Source organism: Fluctibacter halophilus, from assembly GCF_020687825.1.
GTDB classification, from domain to species: domain Bacteria; phylum Pseudomonadota; class Gammaproteobacteria; order Enterobacterales; family Alteromonadaceae; genus Fluctibacter; species Fluctibacter halophilus.
Window position 1 is genome coordinate 517,730 of the sequence record NZ_JAJEWP010000001.1, and the last position, 22,818, is coordinate 540,547.

Consider the following 22,818-nt stretch of genomic DNA (forward strand, 5'->3'; position numbering starts at 1 on the left):
TTGTGCCAAGTTTTTTAACTGACTGATATCTTGCGTCAATGTGCAACGGACAACAATAAAAACAGTTGCGCGCAAGTTAGGAGAATAGAGATGTCATTATACGTAAATACCAATGTGTCGTCGTTGAATGCAACACGTCAACTGTTTACCTCGAACAACAACCTCAGTACCGCGTTCGAGCGATTGTCTTCAGGGTTCCGGATTAACGGCGCCAAGGATGATGCGGCTGGATTACAAATTTCCAACCGTCTGACCACCCAGGTATTGGGTTTAAACATGGCGGTGCGTAATGCCAATGACGGCATTTCGTTGTCGCAAACCGCAGAAGGTGCGCTGGCAGAAACCACCACCGCACTGCAACGTATCCGGGTATTGGCGGTACAGGCACAGAACGGGATCAACGGTTCATCGGACCGCCTGGCACTGCAAAAAGAAGTGTCGGCACTGAAGCAGGAAATTTCGCGAATTGCCGCGACCACCCAATTCGGGGGCGTGAACATTCTGACCGGAGATTATTCGGCGGCGTTTTTGGTCGGTGCCAATGCCGGACAGACCATCAGCGTGAACATTTCCCGTACCGGAGGGTTTGGTACCTCAGGGTTGGGACTGGTGAACACCTCTGTTGCCACTGTTGATGGTGCTTCAGCGGCAATGGTGGCGGTATCTCAGGCGATTTCGACTATCGATGCTAAACGGGCTGATTTGGGTGCTATCCAAAACCGTTTTCAGTCCACCATCCGAAACCTGAGTAATATTTCGGAAAACGTGGCAGCGGCAAGATCGCGCATACGGGATACAGATTTTGCCGTTGAAACGGCAGAATTGACCCGCTGGCAGATCATCCAGCAGGCCAGCATAACTGTACTCGGACAGGCTAACCAACGGCCACAATCCGCACTACAATTATTGCAAGGATAAGTCTTTCCAAGAGGGTAGGAACTGAGAGGCCAACCCCAGGGTAAACCGGAGGTTTACCGGCATGTTCAGGGATGAACCGCCTCGCGTGAGCGGGGAAAACGCCGACTAACAGGACCGAGAGTGTAGAAGTATGGTTGAGAGGCCAGTATTCATTCTCAAACCCTGCCAGCCGGACGGAAACTTTATTTGCTCGTTCTCCTAACGTGAGCAAGTTGGTCGGGTCATTTGACCCGGCCTTTTTTATGCCGCCAACTTTTTGACAACATAAGACCTTCACGCTTCACACCCTAAATCTAAGCAGGGTATGTGCCAACTCTTTCACGCCTATTTATTTAGCCTGATTTTTTTGTCAGGACCAAAACTTTTTGCCAAAAAAATACAGGTTTTTTTCTGCTTTTCTTAAAAACTCCTTTTAAAACAAAGTAATAGCCATCAAAAAAAATTTAAAAAAAAACTAAAGATGTTTAAGAAGGGGCCGATACCCCTAGTTGAGAGGAATTCTGTCCGCAGAATTTAAGCATTTTGAACACGGTAGAGGTGCCGGGTTCAAAACGATGAGGCAACACAACCGTCCGTGACGGGGAATGTTGAAAAAGAGGCGAACTGCTCAGCGGTGATTTTAGCCAGAGCCAGTTCTCAGGAGGTTTATTATGACTTTGTATGTAAACACTAACGTGTCTTCACTGAATGCGCAGCGTCAGCTGTTCAATTCAGGACAAGCACTTAATACATCTTTCGAGAGATTGTCGTCTGGTTTCCGGATCAACCGTGCAGCGGATGATGCGGCGGGCCTGCAGATCTCTGATCGATTGACCACCCAGTTCCAAGGCTTGAACCAAGCCGTGCGTAACGCCAACGATGCTATCTCACTGTCGCAAACGGCAGAAGGTGCACTGGCTGAGGTAACCACTTCACTGCAGCGTATCCGTCAGTTGGCGGTTCAGTCGCAAAACGGTATCAACAGCTCTGCTGACCGTACTGCTTTGCAAAAAGAAGTGTCTGCCCTGAAACAGGAAATTTCCCGTGTTGCGTCTACTACGCAATTTGCCGGTAACGACCTGTTGACTGGCTCTTACTCAGCGGCCTTCCTGGTCGGTGCAAACGGTGGTCAAACCATTTCGGTTAACCTGTCTCGTTCAGGTGGCTTCGGTACTTCTGGTCTTGGACTGGCTAACACGACGGTTGCATCTGTTACCGGTGCATCTGCGGCATTGACGGCTATCGATACGGCCATTTCCACCATTGGTGGCGCCCGTGCCGACCTCGGTGCATTGCAAAACCGTTTCCAGTCAACCATCCGTAACCTGTCTAACATCTCTGAAAATATCGCAGGCGCCCGTTCGCGTATTCGTGATACAGATTTCGCCACAGAAACGGCTGAGTTGACCCGTAACCAGATCGTACAGCAGGCTTCTTTGTCTGTACTGAGTCAGGCTAACCAGCGTCCTCAGTCAGCATTGTCGCTGCTGGGATAAGGCTGAATAAGCCACTGGGCTAACGATTGAGCGGCTACTATACTAGTAGTAGCCGCTTTCTCAGAGTAAGTGGAGGTGAAAAATGGACGTAGATTTTTCACAAGTTGGCCAGAATGTTGCTCTACAGTCGGGCGTTGCGGCGCCGGTCAGTAGACCTTCTACGCCGCAAGAGCAGGAAACTGCTGCTGCCAACCAAACCCGCGAAACGGGTAAAGTTGTAGAGCAAGCGGCCGATAAAAAAGAAGGGTTAAACGGTGACGCCGCGCAGATTGAATCTGCGGTGGCAGAAATCAGCGAGTTTTTACAAGCGCAAAACCGGCAACTGGCGTTCTCTGTCGATGAAGGCAGTCAACGTTCAGTAGTGAAGGTGACCGATTCGGAATCCGGCGAAGTGATTCGTCAGATACCCTCGGAGGAAGTGCTGGAATTATCCAAGCGCATCCGTGACTTGCAAAGCGACGTTGGTGCTGCTGTGGGAGTGCTGTTTAACAAGCAAGTGTAACTATATAAAGAGGTTCGTCATGTCCATCCAGTCGTTAGGTGTCGGTTCTGGACTCGCGTTAGATGATTTGGTTAATCAGCTTCTCGAAGCTGAGCGTAAACCAAAGCAGGATCGCTTGGACGCGAAAGAAGAATCCCTCGATGCAGAAATTTCTGCGTTGGGGACGCTGAAGTCAAAAATGAGTGACTTTCTGGACACTGTAGATGAGTTGCGTAGCGACTTTACTCTGCAGGGCCGGGAGCCCACGATTGACAACCCGGATGAGGCTGTCGAACCCTTTACTGCCGAAGCATCCAACAGTGCGGTGCAAGGCTCTTATCAGATCGCGGTCACGCAGTTGGCCAGCGGCAGTCGGATCGAGAGCGCCAAAGCGATAGATGGCGGCTTTGCCAGCTCAAGTGACTCCGTCCTTGGGGCAGGCAGCGGTTCGCTGACCTTCAAAATTGATTCCACCGGTGACAGCTTTTCCCTCAACGTCACCGCTGGCATGACATTGCAACAACTTCGCAACGCGGTTAACAGCGCCACCGACAATTTTGGTGTTACAGCCAGTATTATCGATACCGGTACGGCCGATGGCGGTGCACGCTTAGTCTTTTCGTCGGATACCACCGGTGCTGGCAACGACCTGGTGATTGTGAATGACAACGACCTGGCCGATTTAAACCGTGTGGCAACAACCGATTCTACTGAAACGGCGACTTATCTGACGCCTGCCTTATCGGCGCAAAACGCCAAGGCGACCATCGATGGTATTGACGTTGAAAGTGATACCAATACGTTCGAAAACACCATAGAGAACGTGTCTTTTGAAGCGCAGGAAGTGTCTTCCCTTGCATCCGATGGCGTTACCTATCAGACATCCAAGCTGACCATCGGTTTTGATACCGAGGGGTTGGACAAGAAAATCCGTGATTTCGTTGATAATTACAATGCGTTGGCCAAAGAGATCAAAAGCCTGACCAAATACGGTTCGTCTGATTTGGAAGACGATGGTGCCCTGGCCGGCGACTTTATGATCCGTGGTATCCAGACCGGGCTGGCGAATATCCTAGGCTCCAGTGTCGGTGCATCTGCGCTGGGCGGACTGTTTCAAATTGGTGTTGAACTGAACGATAAAGGTGAACTGGAAATCAGTTCAACCGATAAGTTCGGTCTCGGCAGTGGCGAAGATCGTCTAAAAGAGGCGCTGGAAAACAACTACGATGACATCGCAGCCTTGTTTACCGACCCGGACGAAGGTATTGCCGCCCGATTGTATGAATACGTCAAGGAATACACCACCTTCAGTGGTTTACTGCCCACCCGGGAACGTTCTGTTAAGGACGAGAAAGATCAACTCGCCACGGAGCGGGAGCAATTTGAGCTCAGAATGATGAGTTATGAACAGATTTTGCGTGACAAATATCTGAATCTTGACCAGACCGTGGCAAAATTAAATCAGACCGGCAGTGCGTTGCTGGCATCATTGGGTAGTGCATAAGGAGCATTTGTATGTCATTGAAAGGTATTAATGCGTATAAAAAAGGCAATCTGAAACAAGACATTGCCAGCGCCGACCCGCATAAAATCACCTTGATGCTGATGCAGGGTGCGCTTGATCGCATGGCTTATGCCAAAGGCTGTATTGAGCGCAAAGACTATGAAGGAAAAGCCGAGCACCTGTCGAGGGTCAGTGCCATCCTGATCAATTTGCGTGATACCCTGGACATGGAAACCGGCGGCGAAGTGTCGGAAAACCTGTGGTCTTTGTATGACTACATGGTGCAACGCATTACCGATGCCAACATCCAGAATGACTTGAACATCATGGATGAAGTCATTAACCTGATGCTACCGATAAAGACGGCTTGGGCCCAGATCCCTGAAGACGCCAAACAACAGGCGTATGAAGCTCAGCGTCAAAAACGACAAGCGGCTGTGTGAACACACTGAAACTCGACCACCAAGACACCCCAAGTCAACTCAAGGCGATTAATCACAAAATCGAATCCCTTTTCGACACGCAGCCACTGGACGGTGGCGCGTTGCTCGCCTTGATCAATGAACGCCATGATATTGTTGTTGCAGCCCTCGAAGGAATGGATGCCGACGCCAAACGGCGTTTTGCTGAACATGAAAACACCATCAACCAAGCGTTAGTGCAACATGTTGTGCAACTGAGAAAAGATTCCCTACAGGAAGTTTCTGCATTGATGAAAGGGCTGAAAGCCGTCAAAAAGTACAAGTAACAATATGCTAAACAACATTCGGCTACACATTGAAGAAGATGAAGGGTTGCAGCTTCAGCATGAGGAAGCATTAGCGACCACCATCAGCGAGCGCAGACCGTTAAATCATCAGGCATTCGCGCAAAATATCCCTTCCTTATTACCTTACCTGTCGCTGTCGAGCAAAAACATATCCGTGTTTGCCAACCGCTATGGTGAAACCAATATTGTTGATTATGGCACTGGACGAACCCTTTATGGCACACACGTTTCGGAGCAGGTGAAGGCGCAGGTTGACCGGTTTTGTAATGCTCCGCTGAAAGTGACCCTCGACAGTGGTGTACCCAATTGTAAGGCTGCTTCCGACGTAACGGCGTCATTGCCAGAACAACCTGCTTTTCAGGAAATGAAATGCCGTAGCCCACTGCCAGCGTCCATCGATTGTCTGGTTGTTCTGGGATTAGGGTTGGGGGAATACCTGGTTGATTTATTGTCGCGGGTGACCGTTAAAAACCTGATTATCTACGAGCCAGAAGTGCAGTACTTTTGTTGCTCGGCACTGGTGAATGACTGGCGTCAGTTTTTTCAACAGGCATCACAGCAAGGGACATCGGTGTTTTTCCAGTTGGAGAAAGATGCCCGCAACATCGTGGCGGACATTTGTGAACTGAATGAAAATGTTCCGATACAGGAGTTTTTTGTTTATCAGCATTACCGTCACCCTGTTTTTGACAGTGTGGTTAACGCGCTACGCTGCAGTAGCTGGCAAACGTTAATCACGACCGGAATTAGCTTTTCGCCGGAGTACTCGCGAGACAGTTTTGTGCCCCGTTGGCAACTGCCGTTCTCGCCGTTGGGGTGTACCGATGTGTCAGAGGATATGGCGCGTTTTAAAGCCAATTTAGCGGCATTTGAACGCTACTTCCCCGACATTTACCGACAATTTAAACATTATTCACCAAAACATTGGCTCCCCGTTGTACAGCCCGATCAAGACGTTAATTTGATCAGAAAGGATGATTTAACCAATTGGTATGGTGAGCATCCACGTCAGGAATCGGAACGTTGTGTTGAGGGCTTTGAACGGCGGCCGAACAAAGATGGCCTGGTGCTGGGATACAACGGTGAGAAGCTCAAGCACTATGTTCACTATCGCTTTGTTAAAGAAACGGAAAACCTGCTGAAAGCACAGGAAGAAGAGGTCGGACAGTTGCCCGACACCATCCCTTCACTGATTGTGTTTGGCATCGGCGCCGGGTACTCGTTGCAGCGCATGTTAGAAACCCATGATGTTGAAAAGCTGTTCGTGTGTGAACCGAATACCGACTTCTTTTATGCCTCTTTGTTTGCCATTGATTGGCAACAGCTATTGCAACGGGTCGATGAAAAAGGTGGCCGTGTTTATATCAATATCGGCGATGATGGCAGTCATCTTTTTCGGGACTTGCTCAACCAGTTCTACTCGATTGGTCCATACATTCTCGCCAATACCTATTTCCATCAAGGCTATTACAATGCAGCGCTGGCAGAAGCGATTGGTCAGTTGCGCGAGCAGCTTCAGGTTGTTATCTCAATGGGCGAGTATTTTGATCATGCCCGCTACGGGATCGCGCACACCAAACATGCATTTGAACAGGGGGCGCCTTTCCTGAAAAAGGCGGCCCGCAGGCACTTAAGCCAGACGGATAAAGACGTACCGGTGTTTTTTGTCGGCAATGGTCCTTCGTTGGATGCGTCCATCGAGTTGATCAAGGAGTCCCAACCGTCTGCCATCATTGTCTCCTGCGGTACGGCACTGAAGGTATTGCATAAGCACGGCATCGTGCCGGATTTTCATGCCGAGATTGAACAGAACCGTTCCACCTACGACTGGGCTGTACGTATCGGCGATTTTGACTACCTGAAGGGGATTTCGTTGCTGTCCTGTAATGGGATTCACCCCGATACTTGTGCGCTATATGCCGACGTTTTCAATGTGTTCAAGGAAGGTGAGTCGTCCACGGTTTCGACCATGAGCGCTTTGCAGGACTATGAGTTCGAAGTTCTCCAGTTTGCGTTCCCCACCGTAACCAATTTTGCGGTCAATTTTTTCTGTGCCCTTGGATTTAATCAGTTTTATCTGGTCGGCGTCGACATGGGGTTCGCCAGCGACGAGTACCATCATTCCAAAAACTCGGATTACTATGACCAGAATGGTAAGCCTATCTATGACTATAAAAAGGCCAATAACACGTCTTTGGTGGTCAAAGGTAATTTTCGTCCACGGGTGTTTACCAAGCATGAATTTAAAGTGGCCAAAGGGGTGTTGGAACAGTCGTTGGCTGCACATCGAGTGGAATGTTACAACTGTAGCGACGGCGCATATATCGCCGGTTCCCAGCCGTTGGCGATGAACTATGTGTTGCTGGTATCGGCACCCGAAGACAAACTTTCCTGTATTCAATCCATCAAGAATGAATGCTTTGTGACGTTACCGCCCTCCGTGTTTGAGCAACACTACCGGGCGAAATTCGATACCGCCTTACTGCTGGATGAACTGCACAAGTTTCGGGCCGTCGTAGCGCATGCGCGCCAGGAAGACATGACGGTGAGCGAGCTGATCGAAAAGCAGAAACAAATGCTGTTTGCATCCTATGCCCGGGGACAGTCTTTACTGTTCTATTACCTGTACGGCACGGTCAACTATGCCAACGCAGTGTTCAGCAAGCTGCTGAACTATCAGGAGGATGACAGTGCTGAGGCGCTTAACAGGGCGGTGCAAGAGTGGGATAAGACACTGGCGCGGGTCGAAGAGCAGTTACAATTTGGCCCTGATGATGTGGATATTTCGTCCTCGCTGCCCACTTACCGCAACAAAGTTTTTCTGACTGAACTGACAAAAACCTACAAAACGGCGTTGATCATGGTTGATTGCCCCATAGTTGAAGGGTATCTGATCACCTGCTGTGAAGCGTTCGATGTTGACTACACATTGTACAGAGAGATGGCGGAGGATCAGGATAGTGAGTTCGACTTGCTGTTTGTTTTTGACAGTGAGCAAAAATATACACACACTGATTTTGCGTCGTTGTCGGACACGTATTGCTGGAAGAAAGCCGTGTATGGGTCGTATGAGTACTTTACGCCAGACACCGTGTCGGCCTTTGAAAGTGCTGCCCAAAACGTGGTGTTGATCCAGTGCAGACCCGGCATTGCCCGACAAATTTTTGACTTTAATGATGTTGGCATTGTTAGTGCAGGAGCGAATATTGGTTGCTGGATGTTTTTCTACGTGTTTGACAACGAACGCTTTTCCGTCGTATTACCCAAGGTGACGGCAACGCGACTGGCACAACCGTCTGAAAACAACCGTGAAGAGGCGTTGTTTGCTCCACTATCCGGCGCACCTGTGATTGAAACGGCCATGTACGTTGCTCGGCCAAGAGAACACATGGCGCACGCACATCAATCGGTGGATGCGTTGGGTAACCGGGGCTGCGTAAGACATTCGCCGTTAGGTATCGAAGACATCGTTAGCACCTGGCTGGAAAAGAAAGATGTTGTCAAGATACTCCGTAGTAACGTTCTGGATCGCCTGCCCGACATCGAACGGTGGGTGGAACAACAAGTAAAATAGGAATTGCCGTGTTTAACGATAAATCGATACTGATTACCGGTGGGACAGGTTCTTTTGGACGGCGTTTTATCGCCAACCTGCTCAAGCAGCAAAAACCCAAAAAGCTTATCGTCTATTCACGGGACGAATTAAAGCAATTTGAGATGCAGCAGGAGTTTGATCACCCCTCCATGCGCTATTTCATCGGCGATGTGCGCGACAAACATCGCCTCAAAGCTGCAATGCGCGATGTCGACTACGTGATTCATGCTGCAGCACTCAAGCAGGTACCTGCGGCTGAATATAACCCTAATGAGTGTATCAAAACCAACATTCATGGCGCCCAGAACGTCATCGATGCGGCGATTGAAACCGACGTTCGCCGTGTGATCGCGTTGTCCACCGACAAAGCGGCCAACCCGGTCAATCTGTACGGTGCGACTAAACTGGCCTCTGACAAGCTGTTTGTTGCCGCTAACAACATTTCCGGTGCCAAAGGACCGCGATTTGCCGTGGTGCGCTACGGTAATGTGGTGGGGTCTCGGGGATCCGTCGTACCGTTTTATCGCAATCTGCTGGCAGAAGGGCGCAAAGTCCTGCCGGTCACCCATGAGGAAATGACCCGCTTCTGGATCACTTTGGATGAAGGGGTGGAGTTTGTGGTGAAGAATTTCCAGCGTATGCAAGGCGGTGAGATTTTTGTGCCCAAAATCCCGTCGATTCGGATCCTCGATTTGGTTGAAGCCATGAGCGGCGAGCGTAATTATGAACTGATTGGTATACGGCCGGGAGAGAAGTTGCACGAAGTGATGGTGCCCGAAGAAATGGCCCACCATTCCCTGGAGTTTAACGATCATTATGTGATCACCCCGGCGATCAAGTTTTTCGATAAAACCGTCGATTACCGTCAGAACCGCCTTGGTGAGACCGGCAGTGCGGTGGCGGATAAATTTGAATATCATTCCGGCACCAATCCGCATTTCCTAACCGTTGAGGAACTGCGCGCACTCGACAAAGTCACTTTATGAGTGATTCGCAACTGCCTCAAATTCCCTACGGTCGTCACGTGGTCGATGAAGATGATGTGGCCGCTGTGGTCGACGTGTTGTGCAACCAGTTCCTGACCCAGGGGCTACAAGTGCCTGCTTTCGAGCAGCGGTTGTGCGAGTATACCGGCGCGGCCCACGCAGTCGCGGTGAATAGCGGCACTTCCGGATTGCACATTGCCTGTCTGGCAGCCGGGGTTGGGGCCGGCGATACGGTGTGGACCGTGCCCAATTCGTTCGTGGCATCTGCCAATGCGGCGCGCTATTGCGGCGCCGACGTTGATTTTGTCGACATCGACCCTCTGTCCCGAAATATTTGCGTTGCAGCACTGGCCACCAAGCTGGATTGGGCGAAGCAACACAATGCAGTGCCCAAAGTGTTGATCGTAGTACACTTTTCTGGTGCCAGTTGCGATATGCAGGGGATTCGGGCGCTGACCGAGCCCCATGGTATTGTGCTGATCGAAGATGCAGCCCATGCACTGGGTGGACGCTATCAGAGCAAGCCGATTGGTAGCTGCCAATACTCAGACATGACAGTACTGAGTTTTCATCCGGTGAAATCCATTACCACAGCCGAAGGCGGCGCGGTGCTGACCAACCGTCCGCAATGGGCCGAACAGCTGGTGTTGTTCGCCAAACACGGTGTGACCCGCGATCCCAAGCACATGGAAGGTGAAAGTGACGGTGATTGGTATTACCAGCAGGTAGCGCTGGGCTACAACTACCGATTGAGTGATATCCAGGCTGCGTTGGGATTGTCGCAGATGAACAAGCTGGACCACTTCATTCAGGAGCGGCGTCAATTGGCGGCCCGATACGATGCTGCATTGCAAAACATGGCGGTCCAGCGCCCGCTGATGAACGAAGGCAGCGCCTGGCACTTATACACCATTGAGTTGCGCGAACATGATCGCAAAACGGTGTTTGAAGGGTTGCGCAATAAGGGCATTGGTGTAAATGTGCATTATATCCCCATCCATTTGCAACCCTACTACCGCAAGCTAGGATTCAAGCCGGGTCAGTTCCCCCATGCGGAAGATTATTACCATCGTGCCATCACTTTGCCTTTATTTCCCGGGCTTTCTGCCGATGAACAAGACAGAGTAATTCAAGCACTAGAAGAGGTATTGTCTTGAACCTGGCGATCATTCCCGCCCGCGGCGGCAGTAAACGCATCCCGGCGAAAAACATTCGCGAATTTGCCGGTAAGCCGCTCATTGCGTATTCCATCGAGGTGGCGCAGAAAAGTGGCCTGTTTGACAGCGTCATCGTGTCGACGGATTGTCAGGATGTTGCGGACATCGCCCGTCAGTACGGTGCTGAAGTGCCGTTTATTCGCCCCGAACACCTGTCCAATGACATTGTCGGCACGCGGCCGGTGACCAACCATGCAATCCGTTATTGCATGGAAAACATGTTTCAACCCGCATTTACTTGTTGTATCTACGCCACCGCGCCGTTTCTGCAGGCTCAGTACCTTGCTGATGGCCTTGAGGCTCTGAAACAGGATGAACAGAAGAGCTTTGCTTTTTCGGTGACCACCTTTGAGTTTCCCATACAACGCGCCATTCGTGTGGTAGAGGGGGGCGTTGAACCGATGTTTGAAAGCGAGATTGCAAAACGCTCACAGGATTTGGAAGAGGCCTATCATGACGCCGGCCAGTTTTACTGGGGGCGCAGTGATGACTATTTGTCCAATAAGGGCATTTTCAGTCGCCACAGTGTGCCGGTGGTATTGCCCCGCCACCTGGTGCAGGACATTGATACACCCGAAGACTGGCAGCGCGCTGAACTGATGTATCAGGCTTATGTAAGAGGAATGTCCAATGTCGACAGCTAATCACCCGTCAAAAATTCTGGTCATTCGCATGCTCGAAGTGGGTGATGTGTGCAGTATTGCGGTGCCGGCAATTCGTCACTTTAAACAACGCTTTCCCAACGCTGAAATTGATTGTCTGACTTATGGAGAAGGGCAGTCCATCATCGAACTGGCCGAGCCGGATGTGCGTTGTCATACCCTCGAACAGGGCCAGTGGCCGGACAATATTTTGCAGGCCATGGAGTGTTTTTTGGGCCTGGCGGAAACCATCGTGGCGCAAAAGTATGACCTGATCGTTAATCTGGACACCGCCTTTATGCCGTGCTTTCTGGCCCGTTTCCTTAAAGACGCGGGGGAGCCGGTGCAAGGCAACTTTATGAACCAGTCTGTGCAGGCCTTGATCGATGGGTTTCAAAGTCAGCAACTGGATCCTGCTTATGTCGCCCAATATGAGCAATACATGGACAGCACCTGGTTTGCCATGTCGCGGTGGCATCAATCATGGTGGCTGGGCGAGCCGGATGTTGAGCAGGGCTATCCTGAATATTACCTGCGCCGCTGCTGTGAAATGATTGATATCGATATGGACATGCACATTGACGTCGCCCCCGATCCCACATTGTCTGCGCAACACAAGTTGCAGAAGGTGGTGGCGGTGGCTGTGCCGGAACAACTTGGCGCCAAACCCAATGTGCAACGCCTGTTATCCGCATTGAAAGAGGCGGGTGTGCATGGCTGGCAAATTACCCCTCAAACCGGGGTCAGACAAATTTTGTCCGGTCTGGCAGCCAGTGATTTATTGGTGGCATTGCCTGGTGCAGAGCAGTGGTACGCGACGGCGACCGGCTGTCCTTCCCTGATCCTGGTCGGCGACATGGATCCCCGTATTCTGATGCCCGACTATGCCACCGAGCAGCATGCGCCGATGCCTGATGAAGCCACACTGGTAGAAAACGTACTGGCGATCGTGCGCGGAGAGGTGCATGAATAGTCTGCGTATTGGTCGGCGTGAGATCGGGCCTGGGCATGCTCCCTACATTATTGCCGAACTGAGTGGTAATCATGGCCAGGATCTGATGCTGGCGCGACAAATGATTGAAGCCGCTGCCGAGGCAGGGGCCCATGCTATCAAGCTGCAAACCTATACCGCCGATTCCATGACCCTGGATGTGGATCACGGTGATTTTGTGATCAAAGAACAGGACAGTCTGTGGCACGGCGAAGCCCTGCATGGGCTATACCAGAAGGCCGCCACGCCTTACGCGTGGCACGAGGAATTGTTTGCACTGGCCAATGAACTGGGGATGGATGCGTTCAGTTCGCCGTTCGATGAAGCGGCGGTGGATTTTCTCGATGACCTGAATGTTCCCTGCTTTAAGATTGCGTCGTTTGAATTGACCGATATTCCACTCATCCGCAAAGCGGCCAGCAAAGGCAAGCCGTTGATCATGTCCACCGGTATGGCAACCCTGAGTGAGATTGAGCAAGCGGTGAATACTGCCCGAGAAGCCGGTTGTGAACAGATTATCCTGCTGAAATGTACATCAACCTACCCGGCGGACCCCGCCAATACCAACCTTCGAACCATTCCTCACCTGCGTGATGCCTTTGGCTGTCAGGTCGGGTTGTCGGATCATACCGGCGGCATCGGTGCGGCGGTGGCCTCGGTGGCGCTGGGCGCGTCGGTGATTGAGAAGCACTTTGTGTTAGACCGAAATGCTGGTGGCGTTGACGCCGCGTTTTCTCTGGAGCCAGCTGAGTTGGCGGCGTTGGTTACGGAAACCGAACGGGCCTGGCAGGCGCTGGGTGAAGTGTGTTACGGCGGCAGTGCCGCAGAAGCCAAGGCCAAGCAATATCGACGCTCGATCTACGTCAGTGAAGCCATTAAAGCCGGTGAACCGTTGGGGGCACACAATTTACGCATTGTCAGGCCGGCCTTCGGGTTAGCGCCGAAGCATTGGGATAGTGTCCAAGGAGCGGTGGCGACGAGAGATCTTGCCAAGGGTACTGCGCTCGATTGGTCCATGATCGGCACCAAATGAAGCTGGAGGCAAGGTGCATACCCTGATCCGCGTAAACGCCAGCAGTGAGATCGGCATGGGCCATCTGATGCGGTGTTTGGCCTTGGCCCAAGGGCTGGTCGAGCGTCACATGCAGGTGACGTTTATCGTCGATACGACCACCCTGGGGTATTGCCAGGCCCGGCACGACTGGGTAGGCCAGTGCACAGTGCTGCCGCAGGGCGTAACGAGCGAAGATGAAGTCGCGTGGATCAAAGCACAAGCCAACGCCACCCAAGCCGACGTGTTGGTGATTGATGGTTATCAGTTTGATGCATCCTACCGTCAGGGACTGCGTGGTAGCGGCATGCTGGTCGTGGCCTTCGATGACACTGCCCAAACCCATCCCTTGTCAGCGGATATCATCATCAATGGTGCGGCTGGCGCCGCTGAGTTGGGGTACCATCACCGCGAACCCGAAGCGACCTTGTGCATCGGTGAACAGTACCGGGTCATGCGGTCAGAATTTTGCCCACCGCCGCACATCGATTGGCCGCAACGCCAAGGCCTGCTGATTGCCATGGGCGGCAGCGATCCGAAAGGACTCACGGTGCCGTTACTGTCTGCATTGGCGGAGGAGGGGCACCGCGAGCCAGTGAGGGTGGTAACCGGCGCTGCGTATCCGCATCTGGATGCACTGCAACGGCTGGTGCCCACGTTGCCGTTTGCCGTGCAGCACATTCATGACTGTCAGACCATGGCAGATGCCTTTAGCCATGCGTCATTATGCGTTTCTGCCGCTGGGGGCAGTCAATTCGAACTGCAGGCGTGCGGCACTCCCTCCGTGTTGATCACGGTGGCAGACAATCAGGTCGGTGCCACACAAGGGGCAGCACAGCAAGGCTGGTGTCATTGGGTCGATGGGCGTGAGTCAATCGATTGTGTGGCTGTCAGTCGCACCATTATGACGCTGTTGAATGCGCCGGATACATTGCAACAGATGAGTCAAAAAGCTTACAGCAGCGCGGATACCCAAGGCACTGCACGGGTGATTGACGCCATACATCAACGACTGTACCAGCGAGAACAGCCATGATCCTGCAAGGTTATCAAGTGACACTGACGCCGGTGGGCGAGGATGATCTGGATTTGTTACGTCAGTGGCGTAACGATCCGGACATTGCCCGGCAGATGCTTAGTCAGGAGCCTATCAGTGAGGAGCAACAACAGGCCTGGTTCAAAAAAATCAGCCGGGATCCGGCCCAGCAGCACTTTGTGATCCGGTTTCGGGACGAGCCCATCGGTAGCGCGAATATCAAGGCCTGTGGGCCGGGAAAAACCCTCAAGACGGCGACCACCATTGAGCCAGGACTGTACATTGGCGATCCCCGCTACCGTCAGAACATTCTGGCCTTTGCTCCCACCCTGGTGCTGAATGATTATTGCTTTGAGCAGTTGGGCGTACAGCAATTGCGCGCTGTAGTGAAGGCTACCAACACCGCAGCACTGAATTACAATCAAAAATTAGGCTATCGCACGCTGAATTCGGGGGATTTGGTTGAAATTACGCTGAATTTTGAGGACTATCAACAACATACCCGCGCAATGAAAGCGCTGCTCAGCCGCTCTGCAACGAGGACGAACCCGTGACGACTGCCGACCCTCTTTATCAGGTCTTTGCCGACAGCCTGGCAATCCCTCTCGAACAGGTTAACGATGAGTTGACCTACAACACCATTCCCCAGTGGGATTCTACCGCACACATGGTGCTGGTGGCGGAACTGGAAAACCATTTCAAGGTTATGCTGGATACGGACGATATCATTGATATGAGTTCTGTTGCCAAAGCCCGGGAAATCCTGGCCAAGCATGGTGTAACTGCCTGATGCTTGCTGATCATTACATCCTGGTCACCGGTGCCAATCGGGGCATAGGTCTGGCGACAGCATCGGTGTGCGTTGCGCTGGGTGCCACGGTGTTTCTGGCCGGGCGTGACGAGGAAGGATTGCAGGGCGTGGCCGCACTGCTCGGCGAACGGGCGGTACCCATGTGCTACGACCTGACCGATGAAGATGAGGTTAAAGCCGCATTCGGACATATCCAGACCCACGTGGGAAAGCTGGATGGGCTGGTCAATAATGCCGGCGCCATGCTCGACAGGCCGCTGGCCATGACCCGCCTGAGTGAATTGCGCGAACTGCTCGATATCAATACGGTGGCAGCTTACCAACATGCCCAATTGGCCGCCCGTCTGATGAGTCGGGAGCGAAACGGTGTGATTGTGAACGTCAGTTCGGTGGTCGGTGAGCAGGGCAGCGCCGGTCAGTCAGCCTACGCGACCAGCAAAGCAGCCCTGTCCGGTATGACCAAGGCGCTGGCCAAAGAGCTCGCGCCTTTGAACATTCGCGTCAATGGCGTGGCCCCGGGCTTCATCGATACCGATCTGACCGCGGCGTATCAGGACGACAAGCGTGATGCTGTTTTGCAGCGTATTGGTCTTGGTCGCGTCGGTGAATCCAAAGAAGTGGCCGATTTGATCAGTTTTCTACTCAGTCCCCATGCCAGCTATATCACAGGACAGATCATCGGCATTGATGGCGGCATGACCCCCTGAGGGACCAGTGATGAGTACCTTTTATCAAGGGGTAACTTACCGTTCGGACCGTCAGGCCCTTTGGTGTGACGGTATTACCCTGAGCTATCGTGAGCTGGATGAACAGGTGGATGCGTTTGCCGGGCAGCTGGTGACCGGCCATCTGGTGATGTTGTACGCCGGGCGAGATATTCCGACCCTTGTGACCTATCTGGCCTGCTTGCGTCGGGGTTGCCCGGTTCTGCTGGTATCGCCGACGCTGGATAGTGAAAAGCGTCGTAGTCTGACAGATTGTTATACCCCGAACGTGATCATCGAAGCAGATAAACTGACCCAATGCCATGATCGCTTGTTAAGCATTGATCCGCGCATTGCGGTGCTGTTGCCGACCTCCGGCTCTACCGGTAGCCCAAAGTTTGTGGCGCTGAGTGCCGATAACCTGCAAGCCAATGCTGCATCCATTACCGCGTACCTGCCTATCCAGTCGAACGATCGAACGCTGGCCAATTTACCGGTGTGTTATTCCTATGGCTTGTCAGTGATCAACAGCCATTTGCTCAAAGGCGCCACAGTGATCCTCAGTGATGCCCAGCCGATGCAACGGGATTTCTGGGATATACTGGAAACCCAGTGCATCACCAGTCTGGCCGGCGTCCCTCATACCTATCAGTTACTGCTGCGCCTTGGGTTTACCCGCAAGTCGCTGCCCCATTTACGCTACTTTACCCAGGCCGGTGGCAAGCTCGCGGTTGATGCGGTAAAGGCCCTGGCCGATTACGCACAGCTGCACCACAAGGCGTTTTATGTGATGTACGGTCAGACCGAAGCGACGGCGCGGATGGCGTACTTGTCACCCGAGCTTGCAGCGCACAAACCAGGCGCCATCGGTAAAACCATTCCGGGCGGGCATTTTACCCTGGTGGATGACGAAGGGCGCACCCTTTCAGGCCCGGATAAACAGGGTGAACTGGTCTATCACGGACCCAACATCATGCTGGGTTATGTCAGTTCGGTTAAGGATATGCACACGCTGCAGCCACAAAAATCATTGCACACCGGTGACCTTGGTTATGTGGACAAAGACGGTGACTGGTATATCACGGGACGGGTCAAGCGAGTGACCAAAGTGTCTGGCGAGCGCATTAATCTGGACGACATCGAACACTGGCTGGCCGGGCAGGGGATCACTGCGGCCTGTTGGGGGAACGACCAAACCTTGTTTGTGTGTGGTGAAGGGGAGACCGATGCCAAGGAACTGTCCGGTTCGGTTGCGCGTTACCTGTCGATACATCCCAGTCTGGTAAAGGGGCTGCAGCGAGATACTTTGCCCCGTACCGACAATGGCAAGCTGGATTATCCGCGTCTGGCGCAGGAGTATGGCGTATGAGTTTGCAGGCTTACACTCAGGCATTTGAAGCGTTGTTGGGGCTGCCGGTTTATGACGTACCGCAAGCTGAAAAACAGGCTCATTTGTTGCCATTGTTGTCGGCACTGCACCAACATCATGTGACTCACTGCGAGGCCTATGCCCGGATAGCGGGTGACGTGGCAGTGCCCTTTACTCAACAAGCGGATGTGCCCTACCTGGCCGTGCGGTTATTTAAACATCTGGCGCTGAAAAGCATTGCCGATGAGGACATCTTCCGGGTGCTGCGCTCATCCGGTACCACCGGTCAGCAGCCAGCCCAGATCTTTCTCGACCGTGCGACCAGCGGGCGTCAATCAAAAGTGCTGGTGAATATTCTGCAGCACAGCATTGGCAAAGCACGTCTGCCGATGTTGATCATCGACAGTCCGGCTATCGTCGGTAAAGATGCGGCTTTCAGTGCAAGGGCCGCGGGCATACAGGGCCTGATGTTTTTCGGGCGCGACCACACTTATGCGCTGGATGAAAACATGCAACCAGACTGGTCCGCCATCGAACGCTTTTGCGACACCTATCGTGATCAGCCGGTATTGGTGTTTGGCTTTACGTTCATGGTGTGGCAATACTGGATCCGTTTACTGGCGGACAGGCCTTGTTTGGATCTGAAACACGGTGTGCTGTTGCACAGTGGAGGCTGGAAGAAACTTCATGCCGAGCGAGTATCCAATGCAGACTTCAAAACAGTGGTGCAAGCGCGCACCGGTATCGCCAATGTGGTCAATTTTTACGGCATGGCAGAGCAGGTTGGGTCAGTGTTTACCGAGTGTGAGCAAGGGCATCTGCATGCGCCGTTGTATGCCGATGTGTTAGTGCGTGACCCCTATACCTTACAAACCTTGCCTCACGGTCAACCGGGGCTGTTGCAGATGCTGTCAGTGCTGCCCACCTCATACCCCGGACACAGCATTCTGACCGAAGATATGGGACGAGTGCTGGGCGAGGATGATTGCCCTTGTGGCCGCAAAGGCCGCTATATCAGCATCGAGCAGCGTTTGCCCAAAACCGAACTGCGTGGCTGCAGTGATACCCATGGAGGCGCGGTATGAGAGCTGAAATGAAGGTGCTGGTGGCCAATGCCGGCGATCTCAACAGCTGGCAGAATGCCCCGCTGCAGCAACCGTTTGATCCGCTGATCCTGTCGTTTTTGTCGGCACTGTCGGCGCATTTGTTACGCCACTATCGTGAGCACAGTGAATTGGTCGCGCTGGGATTCTGGTTGCGTGACAGTCAGGTTGCTGCCCTGCAGCAACGTTTGCCAGCGGGATATTTTAAGCCTGTAGGGCGGGTGCTGCATATCACGCCGAACAATGTCGACACCATGTTTGCCTACAGTTGGGTATGTGCCCTTGTGATGGGCAATAACAGCCTGGTGCGTATTGGTCAGCCGGACGCTGAGCAGGTCAACCTGTTGCTGTCAGCCATTGATGCGATTTTTGCTGAACAGCGCTTCGCGCCGTTGGCCGCGGGTAATGCGTTTGTGCATTATCCCCGTGACAGTCAGTTCAGTGCGCAGGTATCGGCTCAGGTGGATGCCAGAGTGTTGTGGGGGGGCGATGATACGGTCAACGCCATTCGTGCCCTTGCATGCCAGCCTCGATGTCGGGATATCAGCTTTGCGGATCGTTATTCGGCCGCGCTCATTCAGGGGGATGCTCTGACTGACGACACGGCAATCAGCGACTTGGCAGATAGCCTGTGGCGGGACACCCAACCTTATTTTCAGCAAGCCTGTTCTTCACCGCGGGTGTTGTTTTGGCTTGGTGATACCGCGGCCATGTCGCCCTTGATGACAGCCCTCGAAAAACACGCAAACAACGTCGTCGGGCAAAGCATTGAATGGGCCAATAACCAATTGGTGTATGAACAACTGCTGCGCAATCAGGACCCCGGTGCCCGGACTGTGCATCGCAGTGGCGTGTGCGGGATCTGTGTGGAACAGTTTCATCCGACGATGCTGCAATGGCATCTGGGGCAGGGGTGTTTTGTGATCCAGACACTCAATACAATGAATGAGTTGCCGCAACGAATTGATGCCAAACTGCAAACACTCAGTTATCACGGGGTCGAAAAGGCCGCGTTGGTAAAGCTTTGCGAGGATCCGTCGATAACAGGAATAGACCGAATTGTGCCGGTAGGTCGTGCGTTGGACTTTTCCCCGCTTTGGGATGGGTATGACGTGTTAACCCAGTTGTCCCGGCAAATCGTGCTGGAGTAGTTTGCCATGAGTTGGCCAGAATCCGCTATAATCCTCGCCTTATGGGGCGCCTGTGCGTTGGTGTTGCTACACCATTGCAAGCAGTTGCGTGCCCAGCGTGGTGCCATGGCCAGTCATCTCAATCTCAATGACATTCTGCTCATCATCGGCGCAACCTTGCTTGGCGCCGTGATTGAGTACCTGATCCCGCTGTTAAGCCCGGTTTATTGGGCCGCACTTGCCGTCTACGGCACACTGGTGTGGCTGGATGCACTGTTGTTCATTCAGTACCGCATCGAAATTAATCGTCAATCCATCATGTGGTTCTTCACGGGTAGCAAAGGCCTGGCCAAAGGCTTGCCTTTTCTGTTCAGTGGATTGGCCAAATACCGTCCGGCCATCGCGGTGCTGCCATTGTGGTGGGCGCTGAGCGTCGCGATGGGGTCTGGCTTAGGCAGCGGACTCCTGTTGTCGATGCTGATTGCGGCGTTGACACTGGTGGCGATGACACCGGCAATGCGATTGCCATTGCGGGTGCTGTTTGTGATGCCGCTTGTCGTGGCGTTAGCCTACCTGCTAAACCTGTGGTCGTTGCCCGTATCGCCTTCGGCGCTGGCAGTTGTAGCGATCAGTGCGGCATCGGTGGTGCTAATACTGGCCTTGTTGCGGGTATTGTTCGTGTCCCAACACCCTTTTCTGACCGCACCGAGTTTGTTGCCCAATATCGTCGCTGACGACAGTTTCGATGCCCAGGCCCCGCTGGACTGGCACTCGGCCCACCGGGACTTTGTTACCCCGGTTGTCAATCAAAAAGCGCCGTCGCCGTTTCACGGCCGTTGTCAGGGCGCGAACATTATTCTGATCACGCTGGAATCCCTGGGGGCGTATATTCCGCCGTATACACAAGATGCGGCGCGCTCCCGACTGGCTGAACGGTTCCAATCCCATCGGTGGTTGTCCAGGCAGCACTTCTGCCTGTGCCCTAATACCACAGTTTCAACCAATCAGATGTACACCGGCGCCTATTCCAACAACCCCTACAACAAAGACGATTCTTTGTTTCCTGGGGGCGAGCCTCAACATTTGTCAGTACTTAAGCAGGCAGGTTACAAGACCCTGTTCCTGGACAGTGCCGACATCGCTTTATACGACTATCACAAGCTATTGTCCCGCATCGGCTTTGACCGGGTGTGGGGTACTGATGATCTGCCCGGCGATCCCAAGCGCGCCGACTACCGGTTGTGGGACATGGTTGAACCCATTGCTGACGCGGTGGGGGACGGACCCTTTTTCCTGCATGTGATCAATGATCAGACCCACATGCCTTACCAGGTGGTGGATGCCGAGCGTTTTAGCCGTCACAAAGGTGACAGTCAGAAGGCGCTTTACTTAAACGCCGTCGAGGAAGTGGATTACATCCTCGACGTGTTCCTGACCAAACTGGGCGAACGGCTCGATCTGTCCGATACCCTGCTGGTGTTTACCGGTGACCATGGTGAAAGTTTTGGTGAGTATGGCTACCGTTTTCACAGCAACTCGGTTATTCCGGCGCAGATGCAGGTGCCGTTTATGCTGCGTCATCCGGCGCTGGACAATCGTGAACTGACCCATTCCTGCCACTTTGATCTGTTCCCGACTTTCTTTGATTTGTTGGGGCTTGACTGGCAGCACGATGCCATCGGTGCCTCGCTGGGACATGACGACCGGCCATTTAAGTATTTCTTCCACTCAGCCACGTTGAAAGGTAACAGCCCGGCCAATTTCGGGTTCCTGGACAACGGCGAGTTGCTGTGGATGGACCGTCTGTTCAACCAAATCAACCTGTTACAACAAAGCGGGCAGGTCAGCAAAGTCGCCCAATCCGAAAAAGCCTATCAGCGCAGTTTGTTGTTCCACATGCTAAAAGCGCGGGGGATAGTGGCATGAACAAACAAACCGTGCAGTTGGTGTTTTGCGTCGACGATCGCTTCTGTCTGCCGCTGGGGGTGTTGCTGCGCAGTATCCTGGCAACAACCGAACGAACACTGAGTGTGCACATACTAACCCAAGGGGTCAGTGAGCAGCATCGCCAACGTATTGAGGCCGAGCTTTGCTCTCCTCATGAAGTGCGTTGGTATCAGGTTGATAGTGCTGGTTTGGAAAACCTATCCCTTAGCGCCGCTTTTTCCCAGCGCCTGAGTTTAGCCACCTACTACCGTTTCTTATTGGGTAATTTGCTGTCACCGGATATCGATAAGGTCCTTTATCTCGATGCTGATATGCTGGTGAATGAAGACATTGGCCACCTGTATGATAGCAATTTGGGTAACGCCATTGTCGGCGCAGTATCTGACAGCAAACTCAGCGACGAACAACGCTGGCAACACCTGGAGCTTTCTCAGCCGTACTATTTCAATGCCGGTATGTTGCTGGTCAATATGACCGCCTGGCGCAGCATGGACGTGGCTGAACAGTGTTGGCAATGGGTAGAACGAGGCATTGATTTTGCCTACAACGATCAGGATATCCTCAACCTGGTGCTGAATGGTCACGTGGCCCTGCTGGATACCCGTTGGAACCAGCAAAGTCATGGTTTGCGTCTGCAGCAAGGGGGCATCGTACATTTTACCGGTGCCGAAAAACCCTGGCACGCAAGTTGTGTTCACCCGTTGCTTGAACGGTATCGGGCCCTGTGGCATGACTCTGCATACAAGGACGTTGCTGCCGAGCATGCTTTGGATGCTTTTGACAAGCGCAGTCTGCAGCGATTGTCGCAACAAACGAACAACCAAGGCGCTATCTGGATTTATGGGGCCGGTCAGCGGGGTCGACGGTTGGCTGCCTTTTTGCAGGAAAACCTTCCTCAGCTGAACATCAAAGGCTTTGTTGATCGCGCTCAAACCGGTCAGTTTCAAGGCGTACCGATTGTGTCAGCCCTGCCTCACGGGGCCAATGAACCCGTATTGATTGCGTCAGAACCGCACTATGAGGCGATCCGCCAGACGTTACTGGCGGAGACCACTGATCAACATCGCATAATTACACTTTAAGCCGCAAG

At 52.9% G+C, this 22,818-nt stretch carries 21 protein-coding genes; all 21 read left to right on the forward strand.

From position 1 onward, the window contains the following. Window positions 1-90 precede the first annotated feature (90 nt). The 21 genes from LJ739_RS02415 to LJ739_RS02515 all read left to right on the forward strand — a co-directional run bounded on the left by LJ739_RS02415 (window position 91) and on the right by LJ739_RS02515 (window position 22,810). Complete coding sequence (locus LJ739_RS02415) at window positions 91-918, forward strand: flagellin N-terminal helical domain-containing protein (protein WP_229157007.1); 828 nt, start codon at window positions 91-93, stop codon at window positions 916-918. A gap of 650 nt (window positions 919-1,568) precedes the next feature. Continuing rightward, on the forward strand, window positions 1,569-2,393 hold the full coding sequence (locus LJ739_RS02420; RefSeq protein WP_229157008.1) for a flagellin N-terminal helical domain-containing protein: 825 nt from the start codon (window positions 1,569-1,571) through the stop codon (window positions 2,391-2,393). Window positions 2,394-2,475: 82 nt separating this feature from the next. After that, complete coding sequence (locus LJ739_RS02425) at window positions 2,476-2,895, forward strand: flagellar protein FlaG (RefSeq protein WP_229157009.1); 420 nt, start codon at window positions 2,476-2,478, stop codon at window positions 2,893-2,895. 19 nt (window positions 2,896-2,914) lie between these two features. Continuing rightward, window positions 2,915-4,378: a flagellar filament capping protein FliD gene (gene fliD, locus LJ739_RS02430; protein ID WP_229157010.1), complete on the forward strand. Its 1,464-nt coding sequence runs from the start codon at window positions 2,915-2,917 to the stop codon at window positions 4,376-4,378. A gap of 11 nt (window positions 4,379-4,389) precedes the next feature. Beyond that, the gene (fliS, locus tag LJ739_RS02435) at window positions 4,390-4,821 is read left to right on the forward strand and encodes a flagellar export chaperone FliS (protein WP_229157011.1); all 432 of its coding nucleotides are present in this window, start codon (window positions 4,390-4,392) and stop codon (window positions 4,819-4,821) included. Beyond that, entirely contained in the window at window positions 4,818-5,126 is a 309-nt protein-coding gene (locus LJ739_RS02440; RefSeq protein ID WP_229157012.1) for a hypothetical protein, read from the forward strand. Before fliS ends, LJ739_RS02440 begins: the two co-directional genes overlap by 4 nt. Before the next feature lie 4 nt (window positions 5,127-5,130). After that, the gene (locus tag LJ739_RS02445) at window positions 5,131-8,721 is read left to right on the forward strand and encodes a 6-hydroxymethylpterin diphosphokinase MptE-like protein (RefSeq protein WP_229157013.1); all 3,591 of its coding nucleotides are present in this window, start codon (window positions 5,131-5,133) and stop codon (window positions 8,719-8,721) included. A gap of 8 nt (window positions 8,722-8,729) precedes the next feature. Then, window positions 8,730-9,728, forward strand: coding sequence for a UDP-N-acetylglucosamine 4,6-dehydratase (inverting) (gene pseB / locus LJ739_RS02450; protein ID WP_229157014.1), 999 nt, complete (start codon window positions 8,730-8,732; stop codon window positions 9,726-9,728). Beyond that, the gene (gene pseC / locus LJ739_RS02455) at window positions 9,725-10,885 is read left to right on the forward strand and encodes a UDP-4-amino-4,6-dideoxy-N-acetyl-beta-L-altrosamine transaminase (RefSeq protein ID WP_229157015.1); all 1,161 of its coding nucleotides are present in this window, start codon (window positions 9,725-9,727) and stop codon (window positions 10,883-10,885) included. The genes pseB and pseC overlap by 4 nt, the downstream gene beginning before the upstream one ends. Then, entirely contained in the window at window positions 10,882-11,589 is a 708-nt protein-coding gene (gene pseF, locus LJ739_RS02460) for a pseudaminic acid cytidylyltransferase (protein WP_229157016.1), read from the forward strand. The genes pseC and pseF overlap by 4 nt, the downstream gene beginning before the upstream one ends. Then, window positions 11,576-12,559, forward strand: a complete 984-nt coding sequence (locus LJ739_RS02465) for a glycosyltransferase family 9 protein (protein ID WP_229157017.1) — start codon at window positions 11,576-11,578, stop codon at window positions 12,557-12,559. The genes pseF and LJ739_RS02465 overlap by 14 nt, the downstream gene beginning before the upstream one ends. Further along, on the forward strand, window positions 12,552-13,610 hold the full coding sequence (pseI, locus tag LJ739_RS02470; RefSeq protein ID WP_229157018.1) for a pseudaminic acid synthase: 1,059 nt from the start codon (window positions 12,552-12,554) through the stop codon (window positions 13,608-13,610). The genes LJ739_RS02465 and pseI overlap by 8 nt, the downstream gene beginning before the upstream one ends. Window positions 13,611-13,623: 13 nt before the next feature. After that, window positions 13,624-14,664 (forward strand): UDP-2,4-diacetamido-2,4,6-trideoxy-beta-L-altropyranose hydrolase, encoded by a 1,041-nt coding sequence (gene pseG / locus LJ739_RS02475; RefSeq protein WP_229157019.1) that lies wholly within the window; start codon window positions 13,624-13,626, stop codon window positions 14,662-14,664. Next, entirely contained in the window at window positions 14,661-15,218 is a 558-nt protein-coding gene (locus LJ739_RS02480; RefSeq protein WP_229157020.1) for a GNAT family N-acetyltransferase, read from the forward strand. Before pseG ends, LJ739_RS02480 begins: the two co-directional genes overlap by 4 nt. Next, window positions 15,215-15,454 (forward strand): acyl carrier protein, encoded by a 240-nt coding sequence (locus tag LJ739_RS02485; RefSeq protein WP_229157021.1) that lies wholly within the window; start codon window positions 15,215-15,217, stop codon window positions 15,452-15,454. Before LJ739_RS02480 ends, LJ739_RS02485 begins: the two co-directional genes overlap by 4 nt. Beyond that, on the forward strand, window positions 15,454-16,182 hold the full coding sequence (locus tag LJ739_RS02490; protein WP_229157022.1) for an SDR family NAD(P)-dependent oxidoreductase: 729 nt from the start codon (window positions 15,454-15,456) through the stop codon (window positions 16,180-16,182). Before LJ739_RS02485 ends, LJ739_RS02490 begins: the two co-directional genes overlap by 1 nt. Window positions 16,183-16,192: 10 nt before the next feature. Continuing rightward, window positions 16,193-17,548 (forward strand): AMP-binding protein, encoded by a 1,356-nt coding sequence (locus LJ739_RS02495; RefSeq protein WP_229157023.1) that lies wholly within the window; start codon window positions 16,193-16,195, stop codon window positions 17,546-17,548. Continuing rightward, window positions 17,545-18,633 carry a LuxE/PaaK family acyltransferase gene (locus LJ739_RS02500; protein WP_229157024.1) on the forward strand — a complete coding sequence of 363 codons (1,089 nt, stop codon included), beginning with the start codon at window positions 17,545-17,547 and terminating at the stop codon, window positions 18,631-18,633. The genes LJ739_RS02495 and LJ739_RS02500 overlap by 4 nt, the downstream gene beginning before the upstream one ends. Further along, entirely contained in the window at window positions 18,630-19,802 is a 1,173-nt protein-coding gene (locus LJ739_RS02505; RefSeq protein WP_229157025.1) for an acyl-CoA reductase, read from the forward strand. Before LJ739_RS02500 ends, LJ739_RS02505 begins: the two co-directional genes overlap by 4 nt. A 6-nt stretch (window positions 19,803-19,808) precedes the next feature. Next, the gene (locus LJ739_RS02510; RefSeq protein WP_229157026.1) at window positions 19,809-21,707 is read left to right on the forward strand and encodes a sulfatase-like hydrolase/transferase; all 1,899 of its coding nucleotides are present in this window, start codon (window positions 19,809-19,811) and stop codon (window positions 21,705-21,707) included. After that, window positions 21,704-22,810, forward strand: a complete 1,107-nt coding sequence (locus LJ739_RS02515) for a glycosyltransferase family 8 protein (protein WP_229157027.1) — start codon at window positions 21,704-21,706, stop codon at window positions 22,808-22,810. Before LJ739_RS02510 ends, LJ739_RS02515 begins: the two co-directional genes overlap by 4 nt. Window positions 22,811-22,818 lie beyond the last annotated feature (8 nt).

What these genes read in the sequence shown, in the direction of transcription:
- fliD (WP_229157010.1), top strand. Translation starts at nt 2,915, where the DNA reads ATGTCCATCCAGTCGTTAGGTGTCGGTTCTGGACTCGCGTTAGATGAT.
- LJ739_RS02445 (WP_229157013.1), top strand. Translation starts at nt 5,131, where the DNA reads ATGCTAAACAACATTCGGCTACACATTGAAGAAGATGAAGGGTTGCAG.
- LJ739_RS02490 (WP_229157022.1), top strand. Translation starts at nt 15,454, where the DNA reads ATGCTTGCTGATCATTACATCCTGGTCACCGGTGCCAATCGGGGCATA.
- LJ739_RS02510 (WP_229157026.1), top strand. Translation starts at nt 19,809, where the DNA reads ATGAGTTGGCCAGAATCCGCTATAATCCTCGCCTTATGGGGCGCCTGT.
- LJ739_RS02415 (WP_229157007.1), top strand. Translation starts at nt 91, where the DNA reads ATGTCATTATACGTAAATACCAATGTGTCGTCGTTGAATGCAACACGT.
- LJ739_RS02500 (WP_229157024.1), top strand. Translation starts at nt 17,545, where the DNA reads ATGAGTTTGCAGGCTTACACTCAGGCATTTGAAGCGTTGTTGGGGCTG.
- LJ739_RS02425 (WP_229157009.1), top strand. Translation starts at nt 2,476, where the DNA reads ATGGACGTAGATTTTTCACAAGTTGGCCAGAATGTTGCTCTACAGTCG.
- pseC (WP_229157015.1), top strand. Translation starts at nt 9,725, where the DNA reads ATGAGTGATTCGCAACTGCCTCAAATTCCCTACGGTCGTCACGTGGTC.
- fliS (WP_229157011.1), top strand. Translation starts at nt 4,390, where the DNA reads ATGTCATTGAAAGGTATTAATGCGTATAAAAAAGGCAATCTGAAACAA.
- LJ739_RS02505 (WP_229157025.1), top strand. Translation starts at nt 18,630, where the DNA reads ATGAGAGCTGAAATGAAGGTGCTGGTGGCCAATGCCGGCGATCTCAAC.
- LJ739_RS02495 (WP_229157023.1), top strand. Translation starts at nt 16,193, where the DNA reads ATGAGTACCTTTTATCAAGGGGTAACTTACCGTTCGGACCGTCAGGCC.
- LJ739_RS02420 (WP_229157008.1), top strand. Translation starts at nt 1,569, where the DNA reads ATGACTTTGTATGTAAACACTAACGTGTCTTCACTGAATGCGCAGCGT.
- LJ739_RS02480 (WP_229157020.1), top strand. Translation starts at nt 14,661, where the DNA reads ATGATCCTGCAAGGTTATCAAGTGACACTGACGCCGGTGGGCGAGGAT.
- LJ739_RS02515 (WP_229157027.1), top strand. Translation starts at nt 21,704, where the DNA reads ATGAACAAACAAACCGTGCAGTTGGTGTTTTGCGTCGACGATCGCTTC.
- LJ739_RS02465 (WP_229157017.1), top strand. Translation starts at nt 11,576, where the DNA reads ATGTCGACAGCTAATCACCCGTCAAAAATTCTGGTCATTCGCATGCTC.
- pseI (WP_229157018.1), top strand. Translation starts at nt 12,552, where the DNA reads ATGAATAGTCTGCGTATTGGTCGGCGTGAGATCGGGCCTGGGCATGCT.